This window comes from Nocardioides hankookensis, assembly GCF_042658885.1.
GTDB lineage: Bacteria > Actinomycetota > Actinomycetes > Propionibacteriales > Nocardioidaceae > Nocardioides > Nocardioides hankookensis.
This window is the reverse complement of sequence record NZ_JBHSRJ010000002.1, coordinates 372,748-394,796: the sequence shown is the minus strand read 5'-3', so window position 1 is coordinate 394,796 and position 22,049 is coordinate 372,748. Positions and strand designations below refer to the sequence as shown.

Below are 22,049 nucleotides of genomic sequence, written 5' to 3'. Positions count from 1 at the left end.
AGCACCATGGAGGTCCTGACCGACCCGCCCACCACGCAGGGACCTGCCGAGATGTTCACCGGCACCGTCCACTTCGACGTGATCTGCCGCGGCGAGGCGCCGTCGCGGATGCGCGTCAACACCGTCCGCTTCGCGCCCGGCGCGCGGACCGCGTGGCACAGCCACAGCCTGGGCCAGACGCTCCACGTCACCGAGGGCGTCGGCATCGTCGCGACCCGCGACCAGGTCGTCGTCGTACGACCCGGCGACACCGTCTGGACGCCGCCGGGCGAGGAGCACTGGCACGGCGCCGTGTCCGACCGGTTCATGTCGCACCTCGCCATGTGGGAGGACGACGACGCGACCTGGGGTGCTCAGGTGACCGGCGAGGAGTACGCCGCCGCTCAGCCCTGACCGAGCGCCTCGATCTTGCGCTCCAGGACCCGGCGCTCGGCGTCGTTGCCGCACAGTCGTACGGCGTCCTCCAGCTCGGCACGCGTCTCCTCGGTGCGCCCGAGCCGGGTCAGCAGCTCGCCGCGGACGGTGGGCAGCAGGTGCGTGCCGGCGAGCGCCCCGGCGGCGACGAGGTCGTCGACGATCGGGAGCGCTGTGGCCGGACCGTCGGCCATCGACACGGCGACCGCGCGGTTGAGGTCGACGACCGGCGACGGCGCGAGTCGGCCGAGGGCCTCGTAGAGCACGACGATGCGGCTCCAGTCCGTCTCGTCCACCGAGGGCGCGACGGCGTGGCACTCGGCGATCGCGGCTTGTACGCCGTACGCGCCGAGGCCGCGGCCGGCCTTGCCGGCCACCTCCAGCGCTCCGCGTCCGCGCCGGATCGCCGACAGGTCCCAGCGCCGGCGGTCCTGGTCCTCGAGCAGGACCGGGTCGCCGTCGGAGTCGGTCCGAGCGGGGAAGCGCGCGGCCGTGAGCTCGAGCAGCGCGAGCAGTCCGAAGGTCTCCGGCTCCGGCATCAGCCGGGCCAGCATCCGCGCCTGCCGGATCGCCTCGCGCGCCAGGTCGACCCGGATCAGCGCCGACCCGGCGGTGGCCGTGGAGCCCTCGGTGAAGATCAGGTAGATCACGCTGAGCACCGACCCGAGCCGCTCGCGGCGCTCCTCCGGTGGGGGCACCTCGAACGGGACCCGGGCGGCCGCGAGCGTCTTCTTCGCCCGGGTGATCCGGGCCTGCACCGTCGCCGTAGGCACGAGGAAGCCGCGCGCGATCTCGTCACTCGTCAGACCGCCGACCACCCGGAGGGTCAGCGCGACCTGCGACTCCCGCGACAGCGCCGGGTGGCACGCGATGAACATCAGTGCGAGCAGGTCGTCCTCGATGCGGTCGGGGTCCCAGTCGAGGTCCTCGGCCTCGTCGGTGCGGTGCGCGATGTCGGCGTACCGCTCGTCGAGGGCCGACCGCCGCCGGAACGCGTCGATCGCGCGCCGGCGGGCGGTCGTGAGCAGCCACCCCGCGGGGTTCGCGGGTACGCCGTCGCGCGGCCAGGTGACCAGCGCGGCCGCCAGCGCCTCCTGGGCGACGTCCTCGGCCGTCGCGAAGTCGCCGCACCACCGGGCCAGGGTGCCGACGATGTGGGCGGACTCGATCCGCCACACGGCCTCGACGGCCTCCCGGCTCGCGGCGGGGGCGCTCACAGCTGGCCGTTGGCCTCCCGCCAGGCACGCTCCTTCTGGATCCACGGGTTGTCCTGGGGGAACTCGTCGATGCTCGGCACCCGCCGGATCTCCGTCTTGATGCCCGGCCGGGTCATCGGCAGCCGCTTCGCCCACTCGACCGCCTCCTCCTTGGAGGCGACATCGAGGATGTAGTAGCCGCCGAACAGCTCCTTCGTCTCGCCGTACGGCCCGTCGGTGACGACCGGTGGCGTCGACGAGTAGTCCACGACGACGCCCTGCTCGGCGTCGTCCAGGCCCTCGGCCGCCACCAGCACCCCGGAGGACGCGAGCTCGTCGTTGAAGCGACCCATCGCCTCGAGCATCTCCTCGAAGTCGACGTCCGCGAAGGACGCCACGGCCTCGTCGTTGCCCCGCATGATCAGCATGTATTTCATAGCTCCGCCTTCATCGGTCTGACTTTCGGAGGGATCGCCGTCCGACCCTCTCACCCAGCAGACGAACGGCGCGGGCCGCAGATCGACGCGGTCCGACGAGACTCTTGAAATCTATTGATTTTCGATAGATATCGAGCGACCATCGATCCATGACATGGGAGAAGCGGGCCGTCCTGCCCCTCCGGATCTGCCTCGTCGTCCTCTTCGGGGTGCTGCTGGTCTTCCAGACCCTGTCCCTGCCGGGACAGTTCCGCTACCAGGCCGAGCAGCACCCCGAGGACGCTGACGCGCGCTGGGTCCTGACCGGCATCGCGGTGTTCCTGGTGCTCTGCGTGCAGGTCGTCGTGGTCGCGACCTGGAAGCTCCTCAGCCTGGTGTCCGCGGACCGGATCTTCACGCCGGACGCGCTGCGCTGGGTCGACGTCATCCTCGGCGCCATCGGGGCCGCCTGGCTGGTGGTGCTCGCGATGTTCCTCTGGGTCGGATTCCACGCCGACGACCCCGGTGCGCCGATGCTCCTCCTGCTGGTGCTGGTCAGCGGCACCGTGCTCGGGCTGCTCATGGTGGTGATGCGGGCCCTGCTGCGCCAGGCGACCACGCTGCGCACCGACATGGACGCGGTCATCTGATGGCGATCGTCGTCCGCATCGACGTGCAGCTGGCCAAGCAGAAGATGAGCGTCGGCGAGTTCGCCGAGCGGGTCGGCCTCACCCCCGCCAACGTCGCCGTCCTCAAGAACGGCCGCGCCAAGGCGGTGCGCTTCAGCACCCTGGAGGCGATGTGTCGCGTGCTCGAGTGCCAGCCCGGCGACCTGCTCGAGTGGGTCGAGGACTAGCCCAGCGCCGCGCGCACCAGCTCGTACGTCGCGGCATCGAAGGCGACGATCCGCGCCTCGGTGACCGAGGTCGTCGCCGAGCGGAAGACCTCGAGCGCGCAGGCGATCGCGTCGTCCTTGGGCCAGCCGTAGACGCCGGCGGAGACGAGCGGGAAGGCCACGGACCCGGCGCCCAGCTCGTCGGCGACGGCGAGCGCGCGCGAGTAGCAGGAGAGCAGCAGGGCACGGTCGGTCTCGCCGGCGTTGCGGTTGGGGCCGACGACGTGGATCACCCACTGCGCGGGCAGGTCACCGGCGGTCGTCCAGCCGGCGTCGCCGGTCGCGAGGCCGGCGGGGAATCGGCGTACACAGTCCTCGAGGATCGCCGGCCCGCCCGCCCGGTGGATCGCGCCGTCGACACCACCACCGCCGCGCATCGCGTTGTTGGCGGCGTTGACCACCGCGTCGACGTCCTGCCGGGTGATGTCGCCCTGGACCGCGGTGACCTCCATCAGCTCTCCTTGATCAGCCTCAGCGTCGCCCGCTCCAGCGCGGCCTGCCGCTCGTCCACCGTGTCATACCGGCGCGACGTCGCGCGCTCGATGGTGCGGCCCTCCTCGTAGGCGTCGATGACGCGCGGGTCGACGTACGACGAGCGCGCCAGCGTCGGCGTGTTCCCGAGGAACGACGCGACCTCCTTCATCGCGCCGGCGACGGCACGCTTGCGCGAGGCCTTGGTCTCGCCGGGCTCGGGCGTCTCGGCCAGCGCGGCTGCCGCGAGCACGGTGGCGTGCCAGGTGCGGAAGTCCTTGGCGGTCGCCTCGAGACCCGTCGACTGCCGCACGTACTCGTTGACCAGCGCCGGCAGCACCGAGCGCCACGACCGACCGTCCTTGTAGGACAGCAGCCGCAGGTCGGAGCCGCGCCGGCGCCGCATGATCTCGACCGCGGCGATGACGACGGCGTCGTCGATCTCGATCTCGTGCTCGACCCCGGACTTGCCGACGAAGGCGAAGACCAGCCGGTCCTGACGCCGGCGCACGTGCCGCCGCTCCAGGGTGGTCAGCCCGAACGAACCGTTCTCGTCGGCGTACACGTCGTTGCCGATCCGGAAGTAGCCCAGGTCGAGCAGTCGTACGGCGACGGCGCACGCCCGTTCGAGCGGCATCCCCTCGCGGCCGAGGTCGGCGATGACGAGCTCGCGCGCCTTGGTCAACGCCTTGCCGAACTCCAGCATCCGGTCGAACTTCTCCGCGTCCCGCCGGGTGCGCCAGTCCGGGTGGTAGAGGTACTGGCGCCGCCCCGCGTCGTCGGTGCCGACGGCCTGCAGGTGGCCGTTCTCGTACGGCGTGACCCAGACGTCCGTCCACGCCGGTGGGATCACGAGGTCGCGGACGCGCTGCGCGTCCTCCTCGGGCAGCCGGTCGCCCTGCTCGTCGAGGTAGACGAAGCCGCGGCCGGCCCGGCGACGGGTCCAGCCGGGCTGGTCGGGAGACGTCCTACGAAGCCTGACCACGACGGAGCAGTAGCCACCCGCCACCGACGACAAACGCGATCCCGCCGCCGACCAACCAGGGCCAGACCGGCTGCTGCTGCTCCTGGGGCGTCGGCTCGCTCTCGACGGCGGCAGCCGGCTGAGGCGGCTTCATCGCCGCGGCGACGTCCTTCGGGAGCCGCATCCGCAGCACGTCGGTGAACTGGCCCTCGGTGCTCAGGTAGAGCTGGTCGTCCGGACCGACCGAGATCCCCTCGCCCTGGTCCTGGGTCGGCAGCGGGAACGAGGCGAGCGGCTCGTGGTCGGGGAAGGAGTAGACCGTGGCGTTCGTGTAGCCGCGGACGACGTAGTGCTTGCCGTCGGGGAAGAAGGACCCGTCGGTCGCGAAGGTGAAGCCGTCGGCGACCGCCTTCAGCTCGTTGGGGTGGTCGGCCGACAGCCTCCGCGGGGCGGCGTACGTCGTGCCGCCGAAGATGTCCTTGGAGACCACGAAGAGCTGACCGGTCCGGGGGTTCGCCATCAGGGTCTCGGCGTCGTGGGCGCGGTCCGGGTAGACGAGCTGGTACGTCGCGGGCGTGACCTCGCGGTCACCGACGCCGTACGGCACCCGTCGCACGGTGATCGAGTCGCGTGCGCGGCTGTTGTCGCCGGTGTCCCCGACCCACACCTCGCCCGGGCCCGCCGGCGCGAGCGACTCGTCGTCGACGGGCTCGTCGGCCCACGACGTCACGCCGACGGTCCGGCCCGTGCGGGCGACGGCGAACACCCGGCCGCTGTCGCCGGAGTCGTTGACGGTGACGAAGAGGTCGCCGTCGGCGACCAGCCCGCTGGACTCGACGATCTCGGGGTCCTGGAAGGTCAGCTCGACCTTCGCCTTCGGTCCGCTCGGGGCCGCCGCCGTCCCCAGCACGAGGGACAGCGCGGCCGCCGCACCGAGGACGCGGTCGAGCATCAGACGTCGAGGAGCTCGGCCAGCTTGGGGTGCAGGCCCCAGGCGGTGACGAGCTCGTCGTACTCCTTGCGGACCGACCCACCCTTCACCGGACCGCCCGTGCGCACCGCGCGGAGCATGGTGTTGCGCGGGGTGTGCTGGCTCTCGACGAACTGCACGACGTCGACCCGGTAGCCCTGGAGCCGCATCAGCGACGCCCGCAGCCCGTCGGTCAGGGTGTCCGCGAGGCGCTCGCGGAGGATGCCGTGCCGGGTGAGCATGGCGTACGGCGCGGGGGTCGGCGCCTTGCGGATCTGGGCCGCGATGTCGTGGTGGCAGCAGGGCGCGGCGAGCACCAGCTGCGCGCCCCAGCCGACCGCCTGCGCGAGGGCCTCGTCGGTCGCGGTGTCGCAGGCGTGCAGGGCGAGGACGACCTCGGGCGCCGGGTCCAGCTCGACGCCGCCGATGGTGCCGACCACGAAGTCCGCCTCGACGCCGAGCTCCCGCGCGACCGAGCTGTTGTGCTCGCGAGACTGCTCCTTGACGTCCACGCCCGTCAGCCGCACCGGCAGCTTGCGGACGCCGGTCAGGAAGCGCTCGGCGGCGAACGTCAGGTAGGCGTTGCCGCAGCCGAGGTCGACGATCCGCAGCGGCTCCTCGACGGTCGGCCGGCGCAGGTGGCCCTTGTCGATCGCCTCGGTGATCGACGAGTCGAGCAGCCGCAGGAACTCCTCGACCTGGCGGTACTTCGCCTGCCGGCTCGGCTTGATCCGCCCCTCGTCGTCGGAGATGCCGAGGACGATGAAGACCGGGTCGTCCTCCGGCAGCAGCCGCTGCTTCGCCTTGTCGTGGCCACGCGTCGCCTCGACCGGGGCGGACCGGTCCGTGGTGCGCACGGTCGCCGCGAGCTTCGACGTCACCCGCAGCTGGTGGCTCTGGGTGACCGTGTCGACGTGCCACTCGCCGTACGGCTCGTCGAGCAGCGCGTCGACGGCGTCGCGCGCCGCGTCGCCCACGGCATGGTTCTCGGTGAACGCCTGGGTCTGGTCGTACGTCGTGATCTGCAGGTGCCGCCCGGCCTTGAGGTCGACGTAGCGCAGCTCGGCGCGCCGCCAGGTGGGCTGCTCGCCCTTGCGCCGTCCCGAGGCGACCGCCTTGACCAGCACGGCGGGGTCGAGCAGGTAGGACCTCAGGCGGTTGAGCTCGCGGAGCAAGGGCTGGGGCTCGGACATCAGACCACCGCCGCGATCACGACGACCAGCAGGAGTGCCGCCAGCGCGATCGGGATGACGAGACGACGGTGCCGGGGATTCACACCTGAATTCTAGGAGCGAAGCGCTCGGCGACCTGCATCGCCTGCGTTCGGTGGCGTCACGAAGGCAAGTCTAGGGAGGTCCGGAGCAAGCAGCAGTAGCAAGCCGCCGACCGTCGTCCTCGGACTCCGGCGGCGTCGGCGCGAGTTCAACGAGCTTGCCCCTCTCGAACGATGCCAGATAGACCGCCGGGTCGCCGCTCGGGTCGTCGACCGCCAAACAACTGGCAGCGGCGAGCTCGGCTCTTCCGGTCCCGTTGGGCAACACAGCCGCTGCACTCGATGCAGCCCACTCGCCATCGAACCCGTCCGAACGTGAGTTCACGCTGATAGCGGAGTACTCGTAGCCGTCGATCGGAGCAAAGACCCGGACGGCGTATCCGATGAGCGTGGCGTTCGCTGATTCGACGGTCAGGGCTGCCGCGACCGTCGACGTGATGGTTGCCGTGAAGTCAGGAGTGCCGGGCTGCGCCGTTCCCCCTAGGTCCTCACATCGCGAGTGCGGCTTGCTTCCGAGGTCGCTCAGCGCCGCTTGATCCAGGAGCTTTGCCGAAGAGATGAGGTAGTCGCGATCGTGGACGAGCAGCCACCGGGTATCGAGGCTGTCCGTCTTCTTGTCCGCGATCGGCATGCCGATGCAATAACCGTCGAACCCGAGCGTGCAGCTGCCGGGGAATCTGTTGACCTGCGGGAAGTCAGTCCCGGGGCCTGACCGCGCGTTGACCCCTCCGACCTGTGTTTGAGCGAGAAAGCGGGCACCCACGACCGGAACTCCTGGGCAGGCCGGGGCGGCCGCGACGTACGGCGTCGCGGGCAGAACCAGCTGAACTACGCCGACGGCAGCCACGGCAGCGGCCAGCGCACCACCCACGAGAAGCACACTGCTGCCGTAGTTCGACGAGTTCTCGTTCGGCGCGTCCTGTCGTCTGTAGGCGGACGCCAGCGCCACGCCCGTGATGAGGATCGCCGCGGCGAGGACGACGTTGGCGTTCCGCTCGTTGGCTTCTCCGTAGAGCAGCTCGTACTTGAAGGTCAGGATGCGCGCCAAGCCCAGCAGCACGGTTGCCACCAGAAGAACGCCGACCAGAGTCAGCCGCGACGACCGCCAGGCATGTTTCGACGCTCCCATGCATCCATAACGCGCAGGGAACGGCCGTGTCACGCAGCGTCGATGCGACACACCCAGCGGTGCACTGGCAACCGTTCTCGACCGAGTACAGGAAAGGTTCGGTTGCTGGCTCACCGCCGCCGCGGGGATGGCGAGACCGCGCGCGAGGCGAAGAGCTCGGCCAGGTGCATCGTCGGCTGCTGCGCGAGGTCGTCGAGCTGGACCCGGCAGGACATGCCGTCGGCGAGCACGACCGCGTCCGGGTTCGCCCGGACGGCGGGCAGCAGGTGCGTCTCGGCGACGGCGACCGAGACCTCGTAGTGACCCTTCTCCATGCCGAAGTTGCCGGCCAGCCCGCAGCACCCGGCGACCTGCGTGACGGCGGCGCCGGCCTTCTCGAGGATCCGCTTGTCGGCGGCCCAGCCGAGGATCGAGGTGTGGTGGCAGTGCGGCTGCGCCACGACCTCCACCCCGGTCAGGTCCGGCAGCGGCAGGTCGAGCCGCTCGACCAGCTCGGCGAAGCTCAGCACGCCGAGGTTCGCGCCGGTCAGCTCCGCCGCGTCGCTGCGCAGGGTCGCCAGGCACGACGGCTCCAGGCCGACGACCGGCACGCCGGAGTCGACGTACGGCGTGAGCGTGCGCACCGTCCGCTCCATGATCGAGCGCGCCTGGTCGAGCTGGCCGGTGGTCACCCAGGTGAGCCCGCAGCAGGCGTCGTCGGCGATCACCCGCGCCGTCACGCCGACCGAGGCGAGGTAGTCGATCGCCGCGTGCCCGTTGCCCGGGAAGAAGTGGTCGCTGAAGGAGTCCGCCCAGATCCACACGTCCGGCACGACGTCGGGCGTGCCCACCGATCGCCGGAGCGTCCTCGGCGCGAACGCCGGGATCGAGCGGCGCTGGTCGATGCCGGCCGTGGCCTTGGCCAGCCGTGCGACCGGCCCGAGCCGCATCATCCGGTTGGCGACCGGCGCCATCGGGGCGGCCAGCGCGGCCCACTTCGGCAGCCGGCCGAGCAGGTAGTGGCTGCGCGGGCGCTTCTCCCCCAGCACGTCGTGCTTCTGGTGCAGCGCCTCGGCCTTGTACGTCGCCATGTCGACGCCGGTCGGGCAGTCGGACGCGCACCCCTTGCAGGCCAGGCAGAGGTCGAGCGCCTCGCCCACCGCCGGGTCGGCGAGCCCGCCGACGAGCTCGCCGTCGAGCGCCTCCTGGAGCACCCGGGACCGGCCGCGGGTGGAGTCCTTCTCGTCCCGGGTCGCGAGGTACGACGGGCACATCACGCCGTTGGTCTTCGGAGCCACGCACTTGCCGACGCCGGTGCAGCGGTGCACCGCGTTGCCCAGCACCCCGCCGTCGTGGACCAGCTTGAGCCCGGCGTTGACCGGCTGGCGAGGCCGGGGGGCGCGCAGGTCGGCGTCCAGCGGCGCAGGGTCGACGATGTTGCCCGGGTTGAGCAGGTTGTCGGGGTCGCAGATCGCCTTGACCGCGCCGAACAGCGCCAGCGACTGCTCGTCGTACATGACCGACAGCAGCTCGGACCGCGCCCGGCCGTCGCCGTGCTCCCCCGACAGGGAGCCGCCGTGCCCGCGGAGCTTGTGGGCGCAGGCGGTCAGGAAGTCGCGGAAGACCCTGCTGCCATCCGGGTCGGTCAGCGGGAAGTCGATGCGCACGTGCACGCAGCCGTCGCCGAAGTGGCCGTAGGGCACACCGTCGAGGTCGTGCTCGCGCAGCAGCTCGTCGAAGTCGCGCAGCCAGGCGCCGAGCCGCTCCGGCGGCACCGCGGCGTCCTCCCAGCCGGAGTACGCCGGGCGCGAGAGCGACCGGGCCGCGAGCCCGGCGCCGTCCTCGCGGATGCGCCAGAGCGCGGCCGCCTCGCGCGGGTCCTCGACCAGTCGGTGCTCGAGCGCGTCGGAGGCGGCCACCACGGCGGCGGTCTCGGCCGCCGGCACCTCGACGAACAGCCAGCCGGCACCGCGCGGCAGCTCCGGCGCGCCCGACACCAGGTCGACGATCCGCGAGTCCAGGCCCTCGCAGGCGGTCATCCCCGGGGCCACCGCCAGCAGGGCGGGTACGGCGTCGGCCGCCTCCGCCATCGACGGGTAGCCGAGCACCACCAGGTGCCGGTCGGGGTCGTCCTCGACGAGGCGGACCGTCGCCGACCGCACGATCGCGAGCGTGCCCTCCGAGCCGACCAGGAAGCGGTCCAGCGACCGCCCGTTCTCCGGCAGCAGGTGCTCGAGCGAGTAGCCGCTCACCTGGCGGGTGAACCGGCCGAACGTCGTACGGATGTGCGCCAGGTGCTGGTCGACCAGCGCCCCGAGCCGCGCCTCCACGTCCACCGCTCCGGGGCCGTGGACCACGTCGAGGCCGAGCACGTTGTCCGAGGTCCGGCCGTAGGCGAGCGCCCGCGACCCGCACGCGTTGTTGCCGATCATCCCGCCGATCGTGCAGCGGGTGTGCGTCGAGGGGTCCGGCCCGAACCGCAGGCCGTACGGCGCGGCCGCGCGCTGGAGGTCGGCGTGCACGACGCCGGGCTGGACGACGGCGCTGCGCGCCTCGGCGTCGATGGAGACGACCTGGTTGAGGTGCTTCAGCGTGTCCACGACGATGCCAGTCCCGACCGCGTTGCCAGCGATCGAGGTTCCTGCTCCACGCATCGTCACCGGCGCGCCCGTCTCGCCGGACACCTCGAGGACCGCGGCCAGCTCGTCGGTGTGCCGAGGCCGCACCACGACCTGCGGGACGACCCGGTAGAGCGAGGCGTCGGAGGAGTAGAGGGCCCGAGTGAGCGTCGAGTCGTCGACGTCGCCGATCCCCCGACGACGCAGCTCACCCGCGAGGTCGGAGGGCGTCTGCGTCACGTCACCAGTGTTCCATCGACCGGCGGAACACCTCGGCCAGGTCCTCGTCCGTGGGACTCTTCGGCGCGGTGGCCAGCAACCGCTGCTGCTGGAGGGCGCCGCCGACGAGGCCCTGGACGTCGGCCTCGCCGTACCCGATCTCGGCCAGGCCGCTGGGCAGCCCGATGTCGCGCATCAGCGCGGTGATGACCGTCGGGAGGGCGTCGGGCCCCGTGCCGGCTGCGGGGTCGAGCAGCCGGGCGGCGTGCAGGTGCCGGTCGGGCGCGGCGTCGAAGGTGAAGCGGAAGGCCTCGGGCGCCGTCAGCGCGACCGCCATCCCGTGCGGCACCATCGGCTCGTCGGGGTAGCCCTCCGGGCTGTAGTCCCGCACCCGGCCGGCGATCGGGTAGGCGTTGGCGTGCGGGATGTGCACGCCGGCGTTGCCGAAGCCGAGGCCGGCGAAGGTCGCCGCGAGCGCCATCTGCTCGCGCGCCTGCGTGTCGGACCCGTCGCGCACCGCCGACCGGAACGCCCCGGCCAGCAGACCCAGCGCCTTCTCCGACCACAGGTCGGCGATCGGGTTCGCCCCGCAGTAGGGCACCCGCTCCTCGGGACGCTTGGCGTCGAAGTCGGCGTACCAGCGCGCGGTGTAGCTCTCGAGGGCGTGGCAGAGGATGTCCATCCCGGCCGCGGCGGTGACCATCGTCGGCTGGGTCACCGTCAGCGTCGGGTCGACCACGGCGCTCGTGGGGCGCAGCGCCGGGTGGCTGATGCCGGTCTTCACGTGCAGGGAGAGCACGTCGAGCACGCAGATCGTGGTGCTCTCGGAGCCGGTGCCCGTCGTCGTGGGCACGGCGACGAGCGGCAGCAGCGGCTGGGTGGGCGACTGCGCCTTCCCGACCGGGGCATTGACGTAGTCCATCAGCTCGCCCGGGTTGGTCGTCAGCAGGTTGACCGCCTTGGCGGTGTCGATCGCCGAGCCGCCGCCGACCGCGAGGATCACGTCGAAGGGTCCCGCGTCGCGGGCGAACCCGATCGCCTCGCTCAGCGATGCATCCGTCGGCTCCACGTGCACGCCGTCGTACGTCGTGACGCTGAGGCCGGCCGCGGCGACCTGCTCGGCGATCCGCTCCGGATGACCTGTGGCGGCGACCCCTGGGTCGGTCACCAGGAGCACGCGGCGGGCACCGCTGCGCGCGAGGTCGGGCCCGATCTCGGCGGCCGCACCCGGCCCGAACTTGAGGGCCGGCGCGGCGTACGTGAAGACGGTCTCACCCATTCGGTCACCATAGAGGCAGGACCTGCCCGTACCATTCCTCGTTGGAAGAGGGGGGCTTCATGCGGCACGCGCGTTGGATCGTGCCGGTGGCAGCGGTTGTCGTGCTGCTCACCGGCGGTGCGATCTATGCCGAGCGCCGCGACTCCGCGCCCTCGGATCCCGGGGTGGAGACCGGGGCCCCGCAGCCCGTCGTCGACGGCAACCGGCTCGTCGACCAGCGCAGCGACGCCACCTTCGTCCCGCGCGGTGTCAACTGGAGCAGCTTCGAGTACGCGTGCGCCCAGGGCTGGGGGATGTCGTCGCTCGACACGCTCAGCGACCCCGACGCCGCGAACAGCGAGGCCAAGGCGATCGCGTCCTGGGGCGCCAACACCGTCCGCCTCCCGCTCAACCAGGACTGCTGGCTGGGCACCCGGGGCGCACCCGTCAGCGACCAGTTCGAGGAGCGCACCGCCGCCGGCTACCGGGCGAGCGTGCAGCGCTTCGTGACGGCGCTCAACCGGCAGGGCATGGTCGTGGTCCTCGACCTGCACAGCCGCAAGCGCATCGGGCAGCCCGAGTTCGGCAACGTCGCGATGCCCGACTCCGAGTCGCTGTCGTTCTGGCGCTCGGTGGCCGGCGAGTACCGCGACAACCCCTCGGTGATGTTCGACGCCTTCAACGAGCCGTACTCGAGGTACGACGCCCTCGACAACCTGGTCTTCGACCTGACCTGGGAGTGCTGGCGCGACGGCGGCTGCGAGGCGCCGGTCGAGGACGACCAGACCCCCACCAACGGGCTGACCACCTACACCGTGCAGGGCATGGCCTCGGTCGTCCGCGAGATCCGCGACGCCGGAGCGCACCAGCCGGTGCTGCTCGGCGGCCTCGACTACGCCAACGACCTGTCGCGCTGGCTCGACTACGCACCCGAGGACGACCAGCTGGTGGCCTCGTTCCACAGCTACGACTTCAAGAAGTGCGCCGACGAGAAGTGCTGGGACAGCGTCCTCGCCCCGATCGCCGACCGGGTGCCGGTGCTCACCGGCGAGCTGGGCGCCGACGACCCGCTGGACGGCTACGTCACCCGCTACCTGGCCTGGGCCGACAAGCACGGGATCGGCTCGCTGTTCTGGGTCTGGGCGGACCACCCGGCCGACCCGATGGCGCTGGTCAAGGACGTCACCGGCACGCCGACCGAGTACGGCGTCCTCGCGCGTCGCTACCTGCGGTCGACCGCGGACGACAGCTGACCGAAAACCCCCTCCAGGCGACGCTCAGGCGGTCGAACCGCCCCTCCACACTTGTTACCCGACTGTGGATCGCGTGTTGAGCCCCCGTCGATCACGCCCGGATAGCCTTTTTTCAGCTTGAGGGGACATCTCGGGTCGCAACGCGACTATCCAAGGGGACAACACATGAACGTGCACGCCGGTCAGGCGGGCCCACAGCGCATGTCGATGGGGGCAGCGATGCTGCGGGTCCTGTTGACGCTGCTGCTCTTCTTCGTCGTCTTCATCCCGTTCCTCATCGCTCCGCTGCTGACCCTCGGCGCCGGCTACCTCGTCTACGTCGTCTGGCGCTCGCGCGGCAGCCGGCCCCGCTCGGTGACGCCCGGGTCGCCGGCGGCCCCCTCCGCCTCGGGATTCGGAGCAGGCACGTCATGACCACCACCGCGAACCCCCCGACCTCTACGACGACCGCGGCGGCCGCCCCGGTCCGCGCCCGCCTCGGCGACGGCGTCTCACCCGACCTCGGTCGCCTCCTGCCCGAGGGCATCTGCCGCACCTTCCGGGTGCTGCCGTACGCCGTGGCCGACGGCGTCGTGCTCGTCGCCGCCGCCGACGTCCAGGACACGATCACCCAGCGCGTCGTCGCCGAGCGGATCGACCGTCAGGTCCAGCTGGTGCGCCACACCGGCAACGAGGTCACCGAGGCGATCGACGCGGTCTACCCGCCCCTCGAGGGCCAGATCGAGACCGCCGACGAGCGTCGCTCGCGCGTCCAGCTCGCACGGATGCTCACGAGCAGCGGCCTGGTCACCAACGAGCAGCTCCAGGCGGCCATGCTCGAGTACTCCCGGACCGGCGACCCGCTGGGCGACATCCTGGTCGCCCACGAGTCGATCTCCGAGGACGTGCTGGTCGCAGCGCTCTCCGAGCTCTACCAGATGCAGCGGGTCGGCCTCGCCGACTTCGCGCCGGACCTCGAGGTCGCCCGCCGGCTGCCCGAGCACCTCGCCCAGCGGCTCCAGGCGATCCCGGTCGCGGCGACCTCCGACCTGGTGCTGCTCGCCACCGCCCGGCCGCTGGACCCCGAGCAGACGCTCGACGTCGAGGAGGCCCTCGGGTCGCCGTTCCGGCAGCTCCTCGCCAACCGCACCGAGCTCGACCAGCTGATCCAGGAGGTGCACAGCGAGCACTACGCGTCGATCTCGACCGTCTCGCTGATGGAGTCGCAGCCCGAGGCCTCGGCCCACGTGGTCTTCGCCAGCAACCAGAAGGCCCTGGCCGTCTGCGTCGGGATCGTCGTCGTGCTCAGCGCGATCTTCTGGCCGATGGCCACGCTCATCGGCATCGTCGCGGTGCTGTCCCTGGTCTACCTGCTGGTCTCCTGCTACAAGTTCCAGCTCACCTTCCGGGCGCTCGGCACGCACCTCGAGACCGACGTGACCGACGAGATGGTCGCCGCCCTCGACGACCGCGACCTGCCGATGTACACGATCCTGGTGCCGCTCTACAAGGAGGCCGGCATCGTCCGCCGCCTCGTCAAGGGCATCAACGGGCTGGACTGGCCGCGCACCCGACTCGACGTGAAGCTCCTCTGCGAGGAGGACGACGTCGAGACCGTCGAGATGATCAAGTCGCTGAACCTGCCGCCGCACTTCCACCTCGTCGTGGTGCCGGACAGCCAGCCGAAGACCAAGCCGAAGGCCTGCAACTACGGCCTCCAGCTCGCGACCGGCTCCTACTGCGTGATCTTCGACGCCGAGGACCGGCCGGACGCCGACGAGCTCAAGAAGGCGTACCTCGCCTTCCAGACCGTGGCCTCGAACGTCGCGTGCATCCAGGCCAAGCTCAACCACTTCAACCAGGACCAGAACCTCCTGACCGCGTGGTTCGCCAACGAGTACTCGATGCACTTCGAGCTGGTGCTGCCGGCCATGGGCGCGGCGGGCTCGCCGATCCCGCTCGGTGGCACCTCCAACCACTTCATCACCTCGGTGCTGCGCGAGCTCGGCGCCTGGGACCCCTTCAACGTCACGGAGGACGCCGACCTCGGCATCCGCCTGCACCGCCAGGGCTACCGGACCGCGATGATCGACTCGACGACGCTCGAGGAGGCCAACTCCAGCGTCCCGAACTGGATCCGCCAGCGCAGCCGTTGGATCAAGGGCTACTTCCAGACCTGGCTCGTGCACATGCGCAGCCCCGGCACCCTGGCCCGGGAGACCGGCGTCCGCGGGTTCCTCAGCTTCAACCTCACGATGGGCAACGCCTTCGTGCTGCTGATGAACCCCATCTTCTGGGCGCTCTCGACGCTCTACATCTTCACGCAGGCAGGGTTCATCCAGCAGATGTTCCCCGGCTTCGTCTTCTACGCGGCCAGCGCCCTGCTCTTCATCGGCAACTTCGTCTTCGTCTACCTCAACGTCGCGGGTAGCCTGCAGCGCGGCGAGTTCGGCATCACCCGGACGGCGCTGCTGTCGCCGCTGTACTGGGGCCTGATGAGCTGGGCCGCCTGGAAGGGCGCGATCCAGCTCTTCACGAACCCCTTCTACTGGGAGAAGACCGAGCACGGTCTCGACGACGGTGAGGGTGACGAGCTGTGACGGCGACTCCCGAGACCACCAACCCCGAGGCCGCCGAGGTCACCCTCGTCGCGCCGGACGCCGACAAGGCCGCCGCCCACATCGAGGCGTCGAAGGCCCGCCGTGCCTCCCTGGTGCAGTCCATCCACCGGCGCACGCCCGACATCACCCGCCGCCCCTGGGAGAGCCTGGCGATCTTCGTCGGCTTCACCGGCTTCTACATCTGGTTCGGCTACTGGCTGGTCGTCAAGATGCACGTCGTCGGCTTCGAGACGCTGGACCGCCTCAACCGCGCGCTGATGATCTGGCACAACGACCCGGCCAAGCTGTCGGCACTCGGCTTCGACTACCCGCCGCTGGCCACGCTGCTGATCTCGCCGCTGGCGATCTTCCCGGCGGTCACGTCGTCGCTGTGGGCCGTGCCGATCGCCTCCGCGGTGTTCGCCGGCCTCACCATGCTGGTGCTGAACACGATGATGCGCCGCGCCCAGCTGCTCACCCCGCTGCGGTACGCCGCGCTGCTCGCGCTCGGCCTCAACCCGCTCTTCCTGCTCTACGCGTCGGGCGGTGCCCGTCAGTTCATCTGGATCGCCTTCGTGGTGGTCGCGATGGGCGGGATCATGGCCTGGTACATCACCGCGGACGTCCGCTTCGTGATGCTCGCCGGACTGGCCTTCTCGGTGGCCGCGCTCTCCGGCTACGGCAGCCTGCTGTGGTTCGTGCTCACCGCGCTGATGATCGGCTCGATCCTCGCCAAGCTCGGTGCCGACGGCAGCGAGGTGGAGGGCACCACGGTCGGCTTCGCCGTCCCGACGGCGTACGTCATCGCCCTGTGGTGCGTCTTCAACCTGATCCTGCTCTCGAAGCCCTTCTACTGGATCAGCGGCGCCAGCGACGCCGGCGGCGGTGACCCGGGCACCTTCACCGGCGTCGAGCTCCTCCACGACACGCTGTCCTTGGTGCTGTACGGCGCGCCGATCGCCTTCGTGGTGCTGCCCGTGCTGATCTTCGTCGGCATCGCCCGCAACAACCCGCTGTCCCTCTGGCTCGGGGTGCTGCTCGCCGCGGCCATCGTGTCGCCGGCCCTGTCCGTCGCGTTGCACCTGACGGACTCGCCGATGCAGATGCGCAACGCGCTGCCGATCCTGCTCTTCTCCGTGATCGGAACCGTCTGGATCGCCCGCTCCGCGGAGTCCAACAACTTGCTCGTCAGCATCGCGCTGATCGTGGCGCTGCTGCTGAGCATCCCGTGGACGTTCCAGGCGATGAAGACCTACCGCTACCAGAACCTCGAGTCGAACTTCGCCGCGGCGATCTCGACGCGCGACTCCCAGGAGGGAGCCACGACGGCGAGCGGGTCCAAGGTCGGAGTCCGGGACGAGCAGGCGACGGCGGAGTACATCACCTCCAACATCACCAACCCGAACTCGATCCTCACCGACAACGCGCAGACGTACGGGGTGATGCTGATGACCGGTCGCCCGGACCTCTTCGTCGACCGGGTCGACAAGAGTGACGGTCCGTGGAAGGCGATCGCCGCCGACCCGGCGCAGTACGTCGACTACATGCTGCTGTTCACCGGCGGCGGCGACCTCCTGGCGCAGACCTACCCGAACGCCGCGGACGGCTCGGACCCACGCCTCCCGGTCATCTACCGCACCGACCGTTACGTGCTGGTCGGTGTGCCCGCCAACTTCGATCCCGACGGGGGCTCCTCCCTGTCCACCCAGACCAGCACGAACGGGGCGAGCCAGTGATGGACCAGAAGGCGAACCCCATCCAGGCGGCGCCCAGCGTCGATGACCTGCTGGCGCTCGACGCCGACTCGCGGGTCGGCAAGGTCGACTTCGCGACCCGCCTGGTCGCCGTCCCCGACCCGACTCCCGACGACGAGGAGCGTGCCCCGGAGACCACGGCGACGACGGTCCTGCCGCGCCGCCGCGTGGTCGAGGTGGTGCCGGCCCCCGAGACCGAGACCGAGGTCGAGGCGGAGGCGGAGGCGGAGGCGCAGGTCGAGGCCGAGGCGGTCGTGGAGCCCGAGCCCGTCGTCGAGGCCGCGCCGGAGAAGCCGGCCCGGGCCCGCAAGCCCGCTGCCAAGACCGCGAAGACGACCACGCGCAAGCCCGCGGCCCGCAAGACCGAGGCCCGCAACCACCCGTCGATGACCAAGCCCACCCGGCAGAAGTCGGCGGTCGAGCCCGCCGCGGTGACGCCGCCCGTCGCCCCGCCGATCATGCCGATCGCCAACCTGTCCGGGGACGCCGTCGCCGAACCCGCCTTCGCACCCGCCTTCGCACCCACAGAGACCGCCGTGAGCCAAGCTGCCCTGACCGAGCCCGTGTACGCCGACCAGACGCCGACCCGGCGGATGCCGGCGGAGCCGGTCCGGCCGACCCCGGCCGACCCGGTCGTCGACGACACCACCTACCTCGGCGCGACGGTGCAGGCGGTCGCCGACGCGGCGATCGAGCGGCTCCGAGACGCGGAGAACGCGACCCTGCACCACCTCGCCGCGCTCGAGGCCGAGGCGGCCCGCCGCGCCGAGCTGCTGACCGCCCAGGCCGAGCTCGACGCCGAGCTCATCCGCATCACCGCGCGCCGCGAGGCGCACGCGATCATCAGCGCCGCCCGCACGCAGGCCGGACTCGGCGCCCCGTCCGCCCAGTCCAACCGGGACAGCCGGCAGCTGGCGGAGATCAGCGACGCCGTCTCGCGCTTCGCCGAGTCGATCGAGTCGACCCTCACCCCTGCGCACCACGGTCCCGGGGACCACGCATGAACACCCGTCGCCGCGGCGCGGCCGGCGCTCTCGCGCTCGTCGTGATCAGCGCGCTCGCTCTTGCCGGCTGCTCGGGAGACGCCAACGGCTCGGACAGGTCGTCCGACCTCGAGGTCCTGGTCAACCCGACCGACGCTGCCGGCTCGGTGGCGGTGCCCGAGCGCCGCTTCTTCGCCGCCGACTCACCGTGGAATTCCCGCATCGACGGCGCCCCGGCCGACAAGCGCTCGTCGCAGATGATCAGCCTGGCGCGCGAGCGGGTCGGGGTGACGCAGTCGGCCGACGGCTCGATCCACACGCAGCGCCGCATCGTCAACGAAGGCGTCTACATCAACACCGAGCGCTGGACGACCGCCCTCGCGGCCGGTGGCCAACCGACCAAGCTGGTCTGCCGGCAGCTGGTGTGCGGCGACGGTGCGGAGACGACGACGCTCAACGTGCCCACCGACGTCGACCCCGATCCCCGCTACGACGGCTGGTTCACGATCTTCGACATCGACCAGCCGGTCGCCTACGACCTGTGGCGCGCGCGTCGCGAGGACGACGGCAGCATCTCCTACCAGTTCATGCGCAAGTGGGACCTCGACGGCTCCGGCTTCCAGGCACCGCAGTCCGTCAGCGCCCGTGGGTCCGGGCTGCCGCTCTTCGCCGGGCTGATCCGGCCCAAGGAGCTCCAGGCCGGCCTGATCAACCACGCGCTCGCGATCAGCGTGCCCGGACCCGCCTCCAGCGTGTTCGTCCAGCCCGCCTCGGCCACCGACGGCAACGGCCGGATCAGCTCGCTGCCCGAGGGGGCACGGATCCGCCTCAAGGCCAACATCGAGGTCCCCCAGCCCACCGACCCGGTCACCGGCAAGCCGATCAAGATGACCCCGCAGCAGCAGCGGATGGCCGACGCGATCGTCGCCGCCCTGCGCACGTACGGCGCCATCGTGGTCGACCGCGCCGCCGTACCCACGCTCTACGCCCAGCGCGACGTCACGTCCGACATGATCGCCGGCAACGAGCTGATCGGCCTGCACCTCGACGACTTCGAGGTCGCCGCCATGGGCCCCCGTCACCGATTCACGCCGGGGTCCAGCTCTGCCGACGCCACCCCCCTCCCGTCGGCCTCGGCCAGCTCGGAAGGCAACTGATGACCACCCCACGTAGGTTCGGCCGCTCGGCGGCTCTGGTGCTCGCCCTGTCCGGCGCCCTGGTGCTCACCGCGTGCTCGCAGGACGAGAACCGGGACGCCAGCGACCTGGTCGCCGACGCCCAGGCGCAGGACTACCGCGCCCAGCAGGCCGCCCAGCAGCAGATCAACAAGGCGAACGCCGCACTGCCCGACCGCCCGGCAGGGCAGCTCGACATCGACGGCACGACCACGTTCTCGCTGACCCAGGACGAGGTCGACCACTACAACACGACCGGCAGCTCCACCACGGTCAACCTGCGCAGCAACAACCAGGACCAGGCCTTCCAGGAGCTGTGCTCCGGCAAGATCGACCTGGTCAACTCCGAGCGCCCGATCACGCGCAGCGAGTGGGAGGCCTGCCAGGCCGTCGGTCTCGACGTCGTGCAGTTCCAGATCGCCTCCGACGGGATCGTCGTGGCGATCAAGTCGGAGTCCGACGTCGGCGGTGACTGCCTGTCGACCGACCAGGTGCAGGAGACGTGGCGCGCCGGTTCGCCGATCGTCAACTGGAAGCAGCTCGGGTTCGACGACGTGCCGCTCGAGGTCGGCGGGCCGTCCGGGCGTTCGTTCCCGGTCGAGTTCCAGACGTTCGGCAAGACGGTGCTCGGCTCCCCGGCGCCCAGCCAGACCGACCTGCGGTCCGACTACTACAGCTACGACAAGTTCGACCAGGCCCGCGCGTTCATCAACGGAGGCACGCGACGGGCCAAGATCGCCCAGGGCTACTCGGAGATGGCCCGACAGCTGGGGTTGCGCAAGTCCGAGATGGTGACTGCCAAGCAGGTGCTCGTCGACGCGCGCCTCGAGCTCGAGACCGCCCTCGCCGAGCGCGCCAAGGGCATCCGCGACAAGCGCAGCGACGCCGACCAGGCCAAGGACGCCGCCCGCGTCGACGCCGCGCGGCTCGCTCGCACCAAGGCGTCCGACGACTTCCAGGCCGCGCACAAGCGGTTCCAGAAGGCCCAGAAGATCGCCACCCGCGCCGCGGACGCCAAGCGGGTCGTGGAGCGCAGCACCGGCCACGTCATCTATGCCCGGTTCAGCTCCTACGAGCTGTTCGAGGAGGAGCTCCGGCCCTTCGAGATCACCACGCCGGACGGTCACCGCAACTGTGTCTTCCCGAGCCAGACCACGATCTCGAACGGCATCTACCCGCTCTCGACCCAGGTCCTGGTCACCACGACCACCCGGTCCCTGGAGCGAGACGAGGTCAAGGACTTCCTCAAGGACTACCTCAACCAGTCGCAGGACGCCGCGAACGCGGCGGCCATGATCGCGCTGCCGGACGAGACCCTGCGCCTCGAGCTCGAGTGGCTCGACGGGCGGCACCAGCCGGTGCTGGTCGTCCCCGAGGAGGACGAGGTCGAGCCCACCGACGACCCCGACGCCACGGACGTGGGCACGCCGGCGCGATGACCACCCCGACGACCACCCGCCTGCTGTCGGTCGGCACCGGGCTCCTGCTCCTCGCCGGCCTCCTGGCGACGCTGGGCCCCGTGCCGTCGTACGGCGAGCGCGCGGCCTCGGCCCGCAAGGTCGTCACGGTGCAGAAGGACAAGCGCATCGTCGTGAGCTGGAAGGGCGAGCGGAAGCGCCGCGTCTACCAGAAGAGCGCGAGCGTGCCCGGGATCGGCGCGGTCGACCTGGTCTGCCGCCCCAACAGCACGCAGGTCCGGATCCGGCCCAACAGCCGCTCACCCGAGACCCAGATGTGGATGGCCAAGTTCGAGACCAAGGGCGGCAAGGACGTCGTCGCCGTCAAGAACGTGCGCGTGTACACCTACGCGACCGCTGCCGACGACGGCCGTGGTGGCACCGGCCCGAAGGCCAACGAGGGGCTCAACCAGAAGGGCTCGATCGAGGACTTCCAGAAGGGCAACGCGTACGGCGTGATCAGCCAGCGCCCGAGCCGCGCGCAGGCCGGGCTCGGTGCCCCGACGACCCCGATCACGTCGTTCAAGCTGAACTGGTGGTGGGAGCGGTTCGACTACCCGGGCCACCAGTACTGCAACATGTCGCTGACGCTGCACACCGACACCCCCCGCCAGTTCGGTCTGAACTGGCACGGCACGACCGAGGGCATGGCCCAGACCACGAGCACCACGACGATCCCCGGGGTCGGCGACGCGATCGTGACCTGCGAGCCGGGCAGCAACACCTACGACCAGACCGTGGCCTTCCGGCCCGCCGGCAACAAGCCCGAGACGTCGTTCCTCGACTACGAGTACATCCAGGGCGAGGGCGACGTCGACCTCCACGTCGACCACGTCGACGACCTCGACTACGACCCGGTCACCGGCCTCCTCGGCCCCGTCGACCTCCCCCGCAACGGCATGATGCGGCTCTGGGTCTCGGTCAACGGCGTCAAGCGCGCCTACGTGCTGTCGTCGTACTACGTCGTCAACAACGACCAGAACCCCGCGCTCAACCTCTGCGAGATCGCCGCCACTCCACTCCCCTGAGCCTCGGGTCGGCCGCAC

General features: G+C 71.0%; 20 protein-coding genes. 11 read left to right on the top strand and 9 right to left on the bottom strand.

Annotated features, from left to right (window positions below; genetic code table 11):
* Nucleotides 1-6: 6 nt before the first annotated feature.
* Nucleotides 7-393: a (R)-mandelonitrile lyase gene (locus tag ACFPYL_RS04810; protein WP_379150971.1), complete on the top strand. Its 387-nt coding sequence runs from the start codon at nt 7-9 to the stop codon at nt 391-393.
* On the opposite strand, the gene ACFPYL_RS04805 is transcribed toward ACFPYL_RS04810, so the two are convergent.
* Nucleotides 384-1,631 carry an RNA polymerase sigma factor gene (locus tag ACFPYL_RS04805; protein ID WP_379150968.1) on the bottom strand — a complete coding sequence of 416 codons (1,248 nt, stop codon included), beginning with the start codon at nt 1,629-1,631 and terminating at the stop codon, nt 384-386. The two genes, ACFPYL_RS04810 and ACFPYL_RS04805, sit on opposite strands and share 10 nt — an antisense overlap.
* Nucleotides 1,628-2,047, bottom strand: a complete 420-nt coding sequence (locus ACFPYL_RS04800; protein WP_379150965.1) for a YciI family protein — start codon at nt 2,045-2,047, stop codon at nt 1,628-1,630. The genes ACFPYL_RS04805 and ACFPYL_RS04800 overlap by 4 nt, the downstream gene beginning before the upstream one ends.
* A gap of 149 nt (nt 2,048-2,196) precedes the next feature.
* On the opposite strand from ACFPYL_RS04800, the gene ACFPYL_RS04795 reads away from it, so the two are divergent.
* Entirely contained in the window at nt 2,197-2,676 is a 480-nt protein-coding gene (locus tag ACFPYL_RS04795) for a DUF2975 domain-containing protein (protein ID WP_379150962.1), read from the top strand.
* A complete protein-coding gene (locus tag ACFPYL_RS04790) occupies nt 2,676-2,882 on the top strand; it encodes a helix-turn-helix domain-containing protein (RefSeq protein WP_379150959.1) in 207 nt (68 codons plus the stop codon). The genes ACFPYL_RS04795 and ACFPYL_RS04790 overlap by 1 nt, the downstream gene beginning before the upstream one ends.
* On the opposite strand, the gene ACFPYL_RS04785 is transcribed toward ACFPYL_RS04790, so the two are convergent.
* The 7 genes from ACFPYL_RS04785 to ACFPYL_RS04755 form a co-directional block, all read right to left on the bottom strand.
* A complete protein-coding gene (locus tag ACFPYL_RS04785) occupies nt 2,879-3,376 on the bottom strand; it encodes an O-acetyl-ADP-ribose deacetylase (protein ID WP_379151173.1) in 498 nt (165 codons plus the stop codon). The genes ACFPYL_RS04790 and ACFPYL_RS04785 overlap by 4 nt on opposite strands.
* Complete coding sequence (locus tag ACFPYL_RS04780) at nt 3,373-4,377, bottom strand: DNA topoisomerase IB (protein ID WP_379150956.1); 1,005 nt, start codon at nt 4,375-4,377, stop codon at nt 3,373-3,375. The genes ACFPYL_RS04785 and ACFPYL_RS04780 overlap by 4 nt, the downstream gene beginning before the upstream one ends.
* Nucleotides 4,361-5,308 (bottom strand): hypothetical protein, encoded by a 948-nt coding sequence (locus tag ACFPYL_RS04775; RefSeq protein ID WP_379150953.1) that lies wholly within the window; start codon nt 5,306-5,308, stop codon nt 4,361-4,363. Before ACFPYL_RS04775 ends, ACFPYL_RS04780 begins: the two co-directional genes overlap by 17 nt.
* The gene (locus tag ACFPYL_RS04770; RefSeq protein ID WP_379150950.1) at nt 5,308-6,519 is read right to left on the bottom strand and encodes a class I SAM-dependent methyltransferase; all 1,212 of its coding nucleotides are present in this window, start codon (nt 6,517-6,519) and stop codon (nt 5,308-5,310) included. The genes ACFPYL_RS04775 and ACFPYL_RS04770 overlap by 1 nt, the downstream gene beginning before the upstream one ends.
* Nucleotides 6,520-6,672: 153 nt before the next feature.
* The gene (locus ACFPYL_RS04765) at nt 6,673-7,668 is read right to left on the bottom strand and encodes a hypothetical protein (RefSeq protein WP_379150948.1); all 996 of its coding nucleotides are present in this window, start codon (nt 7,666-7,668) and stop codon (nt 6,673-6,675) included.
* A 170-nt stretch (nt 7,669-7,838) separates the two neighbouring features.
* Nucleotides 7,839-10,565, bottom strand: coding sequence for an FAD-binding and (Fe-S)-binding domain-containing protein (locus ACFPYL_RS04760; protein WP_379150945.1), 2,727 nt, complete (start codon nt 10,563-10,565; stop codon nt 7,839-7,841).
* Between the two features lies 1 nt (nt 10,566).
* Nucleotides 10,567-11,823 carry a hydroxyacid-oxoacid transhydrogenase gene (locus tag ACFPYL_RS04755; RefSeq protein ID WP_379150942.1) on the bottom strand — a complete coding sequence of 419 codons (1,257 nt, stop codon included), beginning with the start codon at nt 11,821-11,823 and terminating at the stop codon, nt 10,567-10,569.
* Between the two features lie 59 nt (nt 11,824-11,882).
* On the opposite strand from ACFPYL_RS04755, the gene ACFPYL_RS04750 reads away from it, so the two are divergent.
* From ACFPYL_RS04750 to ACFPYL_RS04715, 8 genes are all read left to right on the top strand, one after another.
* The gene (locus tag ACFPYL_RS04750; RefSeq protein WP_379150939.1) at nt 11,883-13,055 is read left to right on the top strand and encodes a glycoside hydrolase family 5 protein; all 1,173 of its coding nucleotides are present in this window, start codon (nt 11,883-11,885) and stop codon (nt 13,053-13,055) included.
* A gap of 165 nt (nt 13,056-13,220) precedes the next feature.
* Nucleotides 13,221-13,469 carry a hypothetical protein gene (locus tag ACFPYL_RS04745; RefSeq protein ID WP_379150936.1) on the top strand — a complete coding sequence of 83 codons (249 nt, stop codon included), beginning with the start codon at nt 13,221-13,223 and terminating at the stop codon, nt 13,467-13,469.
* A complete protein-coding gene (locus ACFPYL_RS04740) occupies nt 13,466-15,634 on the top strand; it encodes a glycosyltransferase (RefSeq protein ID WP_379150933.1) in 2,169 nt (722 codons plus the stop codon). Before ACFPYL_RS04745 ends, ACFPYL_RS04740 begins: the two co-directional genes overlap by 4 nt.
* Nucleotides 15,631-17,370: a hypothetical protein gene (locus ACFPYL_RS04735; RefSeq protein ID WP_379150930.1), complete on the top strand. Its 1,740-nt coding sequence runs from the start codon at nt 15,631-15,633 to the stop codon at nt 17,368-17,370. Before ACFPYL_RS04740 ends, ACFPYL_RS04735 begins: the two co-directional genes overlap by 4 nt.
* On the top strand, nt 17,370-18,392 hold the full coding sequence (locus tag ACFPYL_RS04730) for a hypothetical protein (RefSeq protein WP_379150928.1): 1,023 nt from the start codon (nt 17,370-17,372) through the stop codon (nt 18,390-18,392). Before ACFPYL_RS04735 ends, ACFPYL_RS04730 begins: the two co-directional genes overlap by 1 nt.
* Nucleotides 18,389-19,528 (top strand): hypothetical protein, encoded by a 1,140-nt coding sequence (locus ACFPYL_RS04725; protein WP_379150926.1) that lies wholly within the window; start codon nt 18,389-18,391, stop codon nt 19,526-19,528. Before ACFPYL_RS04730 ends, ACFPYL_RS04725 begins: the two co-directional genes overlap by 4 nt.
* Nucleotides 19,528-20,985 (top strand): substrate-binding domain-containing protein, encoded by a 1,458-nt coding sequence (locus ACFPYL_RS04720; protein ID WP_379150923.1) that lies wholly within the window; start codon nt 19,528-19,530, stop codon nt 20,983-20,985. The genes ACFPYL_RS04725 and ACFPYL_RS04720 overlap by 1 nt, the downstream gene beginning before the upstream one ends.
* On the top strand, nt 20,982-22,031 hold the full coding sequence (locus tag ACFPYL_RS04715; RefSeq protein WP_379150920.1) for a hypothetical protein: 1,050 nt from the start codon (nt 20,982-20,984) through the stop codon (nt 22,029-22,031). Before ACFPYL_RS04720 ends, ACFPYL_RS04715 begins: the two co-directional genes overlap by 4 nt.
* Nucleotides 22,032-22,049 lie beyond the last annotated feature (18 nt).

Bases quoted from the DNA above. Each gene is read 5' to 3' on its own strand.
- ACFPYL_RS04790 (WP_379150959.1), top strand. From the start codon at position 2,676: ATGGCGATCGTCGTCCGCATCGACGTGCAGCTGGCCAAGCAGAAGATG.
- ACFPYL_RS04775 (WP_379150953.1), bottom strand. From the start codon at position 5,308: ATGCTCGACCGCGTCCTCGGTGCGGCGGCCGCGCTGTCCCTCGTGCTG.
- ACFPYL_RS04715 (WP_379150920.1), top strand. From the start codon at position 20,982: ATGACCACCCCGACGACCACCCGCCTGCTGTCGGTCGGCACCGGGCTC.
- ACFPYL_RS04800 (WP_379150965.1), bottom strand. From the start codon at position 2,047: ATGAAATACATGCTGATCATGCGGGGCAACGACGAGGCCGTGGCGTCC.
- ACFPYL_RS04810 (WP_379150971.1), top strand. From the start codon at position 7: ATGGAGGTCCTGACCGACCCGCCCACCACGCAGGGACCTGCCGAGATG.
- ACFPYL_RS04740 (WP_379150933.1), top strand. From the start codon at position 13,466: ATGACCACCACCGCGAACCCCCCGACCTCTACGACGACCGCGGCGGCC.
- ACFPYL_RS04725 (WP_379150926.1), top strand. From the start codon at position 18,389: ATGAACACCCGTCGCCGCGGCGCGGCCGGCGCTCTCGCGCTCGTCGTG.
- ACFPYL_RS04755 (WP_379150942.1), bottom strand. From the start codon at position 11,823: ATGGGTGAGACCGTCTTCACGTACGCCGCGCCGGCCCTCAAGTTCGGG.
- ACFPYL_RS04720 (WP_379150923.1), top strand. From the start codon at position 19,528: ATGACCACCCCACGTAGGTTCGGCCGCTCGGCGGCTCTGGTGCTCGCC.
- ACFPYL_RS04750 (WP_379150939.1), top strand. From the start codon at position 11,883: ATGCGGCACGCGCGTTGGATCGTGCCGGTGGCAGCGGTTGTCGTGCTG.
- ACFPYL_RS04795 (WP_379150962.1), top strand. From the start codon at position 2,197: ATGACATGGGAGAAGCGGGCCGTCCTGCCCCTCCGGATCTGCCTCGTC.
- ACFPYL_RS04745 (WP_379150936.1), top strand. From the start codon at position 13,221: ATGAACGTGCACGCCGGTCAGGCGGGCCCACAGCGCATGTCGATGGGG.
- ACFPYL_RS04770 (WP_379150950.1), bottom strand. From the start codon at position 6,519: ATGTCCGAGCCCCAGCCCTTGCTCCGCGAGCTCAACCGCCTGAGGTCC.
- ACFPYL_RS04730 (WP_379150928.1), top strand. From the start codon at position 17,370: ATGGACCAGAAGGCGAACCCCATCCAGGCGGCGCCCAGCGTCGATGAC.